Origin of the sequence: Vibrio sp. 10N.261.52.C11 (genome assembly GCF_041471405.1) — a bacterium.
Classification (GTDB): Bacteria; Pseudomonadota; Gammaproteobacteria; order Enterobacterales; family Vibrionaceae; genus Vibrio; species Vibrio crassostreae_C.
In genome coordinates this window covers 1-3,804 of the sequence record NZ_JBFROI010000067.1, presented here as the reverse complement: position 1 = coordinate 3,804, position 3,804 = coordinate 1, and the positions used below count along the sequence as shown (strand labels likewise).

At 43.5% G+C, this 3,804-nt stretch carries 5 protein-coding genes; 2 read left to right on the top strand and 3 right to left on the bottom strand.

Going from position 1 to position 3,804, the window contains the following annotated elements; translation table 11 throughout:
- Positions 1-147: 147 nt before the first annotated feature.
- The 3 genes from AB4323_RS20850 to flgA all read right to left on the bottom strand — a co-directional run bounded on the left by AB4323_RS20850 (position 148) and on the right by flgA (position 1,882).
- Positions 148-573: a flagella synthesis protein FlgN gene (locus AB4323_RS20850; protein ID WP_372153261.1), complete on the bottom strand. Its 426-nt coding sequence runs from the start codon at positions 571-573 to the stop codon at positions 148-150.
- Positions 574-639: 66 nt separating this feature from the next.
- Positions 640-957, bottom strand: a complete 318-nt coding sequence (gene flgM / locus AB4323_RS20845) for a flagellar biosynthesis anti-sigma factor FlgM (RefSeq protein ID WP_017062263.1) — start codon at positions 955-957, stop codon at positions 640-642.
- Positions 958-1,135: 178 nt separating this feature from the next.
- Positions 1,136-1,882 (bottom strand): flagellar basal body P-ring formation chaperone FlgA, encoded by a 747-nt coding sequence (flgA, locus tag AB4323_RS20840; RefSeq protein WP_017064135.1) that lies wholly within the window; start codon positions 1,880-1,882, stop codon positions 1,136-1,138.
- A gap of 77 nt (positions 1,883-1,959) precedes the next feature.
- Here flgA and AB4323_RS20835 point away from each other — a divergent pair, with 77 nt between their 5' ends.
- Together AB4323_RS20835 and AB4323_RS20830 are read left to right on the top strand one after the other, a co-directional pair.
- Complete coding sequence (locus AB4323_RS20835; RefSeq protein ID WP_017064134.1) at positions 1,960-2,886, top strand: chemotaxis protein CheV; 927 nt, start codon at positions 1,960-1,962, stop codon at positions 2,884-2,886.
- An 11-nt stretch (positions 2,887-2,897) separates the two neighbouring features.
- A complete protein-coding gene (locus AB4323_RS20830) occupies positions 2,898-3,725 on the top strand; it encodes a protein-glutamate O-methyltransferase (RefSeq protein ID WP_229647685.1) in 828 nt (275 codons plus the stop codon).
- The last annotated feature ends 79 nt before the right edge of the window (positions 3,726-3,804 follow it).

The following is a 3,804-nucleotide window of genomic DNA, read 5'->3' as shown; positions in this document are numbered from 1 at the left end:
TCCGCGATGAACCTTTTTTGTTTATCGATTTTGTCAGGGCGTTCAAAGGCTGATTAGGTGTTTTAATAAAAGATAACGACAGGAATAGTCTGAGATACAGATAAACGGTTAACAAGGGGTATTACTGAAGAGGAAGAGTTAAATTAACTAGGCTTTTACGTTGGTTCCCAGCGTAGAGATAGTATGCGTTTGACCACCGGCATTGTAGGTCATGCCAATTTTTCCGTGACTTTGCTGCATCATATTGCTGAGTTTTTTGAAGCTAAGGTGCGCTCGATTTAAGGCTTCGCCATTCACAAGGTTCGCTTGCTGGCAATCGTGCACTATCGACTGGATCTTAGTGACTAACTGAGCAAGTTCAGGGTTCTCGGTCAGTTCTGAGATATTGGTATGGGCTGCGATTCGCTGATCGGTTGATCTTAGTTGTTCAACTAGGACCACTTTTTCTTTGGCGATTCGCTCAATATCGTTTGATAGTCGGCTCGTAATAGCGGTTTTCTCTGAACTTAGTAATTCAGATAAGGCTTTGGCATTTTGAAGTTGAAAATTAACTAAATCTGCTAGTGCCGCCATAACGTAAACCTATTCATAACCTCGTGTACTTTAAGACAATAACTTCAATGAAAAGTTAGTGTTTTCTTAAAGGCCTTTTAATTCATCTTCGAACTTGATCATGTTGTCAGCCAGTTTCTCTGGATCGACAGTGTATGAACCATTCGCAATTGCTTCTTTGATCGCTGCTACTTTCACAGAATCAAAGCTTGGCTGTGCTGCCATATCTTGGTGGAGCTGACCAATCGCTTTGCCTTGTTGGCTCAGTGAAACCGCATCTTTGCTTGCTGGTGATTTAGTTGATACATCAGAGCGTGATGCCTCAGAACTAGAATCAGAGCGTACTGCTGATCGGTTAGTGGTCGTTAGGGTTTGCCCTGAACGAATATTATCAATGCCTGCCATAGTTAAGCCTTTTTCTTCAAAAATGGGAACCTGTACAGTCAATATCGACCAAGGGTTCGAATACTTTAGCAATTTTTAGCTCAATAGTCGAAAAGGGACAAAACACCGCAGCCGTTATATTTGGCGTTAGAGTTGAGGGTGAAATCGCTAACGATACCGTCAATTTAGAAGTAAAGAGTTAAAAGTAAACCGTGACTTCAGACATGCTGGTAACAATCCCTTCAATTATACGCTGTGATTTATCATTTTTCACTCTTACTTGATCACCCATAGAGCCATCGGTAAGCGCAGTTCCTTTGGTGGTAATGGTCATGCCACCTTTTACTGCCTGTATGATAACCTTCTCGTTTCGGCACACGACACAGATATCACCTCTTTCTACAACATCGCCCGGTCTTAGGTTCTTTTTTACCTTAGCGCCGATGACCTGATGTGGAGCTGTGAAACCTTGGCGACGAAACTTGTTAAGAGAAATCATAGCGGTGGTGACATCGTATTGACCGACGATTTCGCCTCTCGCGAGTGAGCGAGTGGTGGTGACAAGAGGCACCGACATCGAAAGGCGCACCGGTACATAAACTCGCCACTCATCAGGAACACATTGCACTAAAACCGTAATACTGCTGCGGGTATTGGTGGTCGTTGAAGCGCTGGTCTCTAAAGGCACTGGGCAGTCTGTCGCTTTGATTCTTGAGTCAACATTTGCTGAATTAACAAAGAGTTCGCCACCTTGTGGCTGCTCAACTGTATCAAGGATATGTTGCTCCGCTGCAGACTGAATCATCTCAATTTGTTCTGGGGTCGCAGCTTGTACAAAAAAACTAAACAATATTGATAAAATGCCGATAAACTTAGCGACAGTTTTAAAAGTAGCTCTACACATTGCTATGGAAAGAGGTGGCAAATTTGTTTTATAATACGTCATTCCGTTTCTCTGGTGGTTCGTAGCCTGCAGTAGACTAACACTTTTTATACAAAAAAGTTTGATATGGAGATGAGCTCATGACGGGTATTCTTGATTCGGTGAATCAGCGTACGCAACTCGTCGGTCAAAACCGATTAGAATTACTAACCTTTCGCCTAATGGGGCGTCAGCGTTACGGCATTAATGTCTTTAAAGTAAAAGAAGTGCTGCAATGCCCTAAGCTGACAAAGATGCCAAACTTGAACCCACTGGTTAAAGGTGTAGCACACATTCGTGGCCAAACGATCTCTGTGATCGACTTGAGCTTAGCGATTGGTGGCCGTCCTACAACGGATGTTGAAAAGTGTTTTGTGGTTATCTCTGAGTTTAACCGAACCATTCAAGGTTTCTTGGTAAGTTCAGTTGAGCGCATTATTAACATGCACTGGGAATCGATTCTTCCGCCGCCAGATGGCGCAGGTAGAGCTAACTACCTGACAGCGGTAACCAACATTGATAATGAATTGGTAGAAATTCTTGATGTTGAGAAGATCCTTGCAGAAATTTCTCCTGTTGATGAAACAATGGACAGCAAGATTGCTGAAGATATTGCGAAAGTAGAACAAGAGAAAGAACTGGTTCGCCGCATCTTGATTGCTGATGACTCGACCGTTGCTCGTAAGCAGGTTCAACGTGCTATTGAGTCGATTGGTTTTGAAGTTATCTCGGTGAAGGATGGTAAAGAAGCCTACGAGAAGCTGATACAGATGTCATCAGAAGGCAGTATTTACGATCAGATTTCATTGGTGATTTCTGATATCGAAATGCCAGAAATGGATGGATACACGCTGACTGCTGAGATTCGTCGTCACGCCGAACTTAAAGATTTATACGTAATTTTACACTCATCGTTGAGTGGTGTATTTAACCAAGCCATGGTTGAGCGTGTTGGAGCTAACTCCTTCATCGCTAAATTCAACCCAGATGAGCTTGGTGCAGCTGTAAAAGCTGCGTTAACTAACTAAAAGAGACATTAATGACTGCTATAACAATAAGTGATCAAGAGTATCGCGATTTCAGCCGTTTCTTAGAATCTCAATGTGGCATTGTATTAGGTGACAGCAAGCAGTATTTAGTGCGCAGTCGTCTAAGCCCATTAGTAACGAAGTTTAAGTTAGCTTCTTTGTCTGATTTGTTGAGAGATGTAGTAACAGGTCGAAACCGTGAGCTGCGTGTGGCTGCTGTCGATGCCATGACGACGAACGAGACACTTTGGTTCCGTGATACTTACCCGTTTGTTGTGCTTGCGGATAAGCTTCTACCGGAAATAGCGGCAAATAAACGTCCTATTAAGATTTGGTCTGCGGCAAGCTCTTCAGGCCAAGAAGCATACTCAATGGCAATGACGATTCTTGAAACTCAAGCTCGTAAGCCAGGTATGCTGCCAAATGTATCGATTACCGCAACTGACATCTCAGCAAGTATGTTGGATATGTGCCGCACTGGCGCTTACGACAACCTTGCATTGGGACGTGGACTTTCTCCAGAGCGCCGTCGTACTTTCTTTGAAGATGCGGGCGATGGCCGTATGAAAGTGAAAGATAACGTCAAGCGCATGGTGAACTTCCGCCCTCAGAACCTGATGGACAGCTATGCATTGTTAGGCAAGTTCGACATTATTTTCTGTCGTAACGTGCTGATTTACTTCTCGCCTGATATGAAGTCAAAGGTACTTAACCAGATGGCAAATAGCCTGAACCCTGGTGGGTACTTACTATTGGGCGCGTCTGAATCGTTAACAGGCTTAACCGATCGTTTTGAAATGGTTCGCTGTAATCCAGGCATCATCTACAAATTAAAGTAACGAGCGGCACCGATATTAGGTGTAAGGTTACCGTCTAAATTTAAAACCCAGCCAAGTGCTGTAATGCCGTTCACTTAAG

Bases quoted from the DNA above. Each gene is read 5' to 3' on its own strand.
- AB4323_RS20835 (WP_017064134.1), top strand. From the start codon at position 1,960: ATGACGGGTATTCTTGATTCGGTGAATCAGCGTACGCAACTCGTCGGT.
- AB4323_RS20850 (WP_372153261.1), bottom strand. From the start codon at position 573: ATGGCGGCACTAGCAGATTTAGTTAATTTTCAACTTCAAAATGCCAAA.
- AB4323_RS20830 (WP_229647685.1), top strand. From the start codon at position 2,898: ATGACTGCTATAACAATAAGTGATCAAGAGTATCGCGATTTCAGCCGT.
- flgA (WP_017064135.1), bottom strand. From the start codon at position 1,882: ATGACGTATTATAAAACAAATTTGCCACCTCTTTCCATAGCAATGTGT.
- flgM (WP_017062263.1), bottom strand. From the start codon at position 957: ATGGCAGGCATTGATAATATTCGTTCAGGGCAAACCCTAACGACCACT.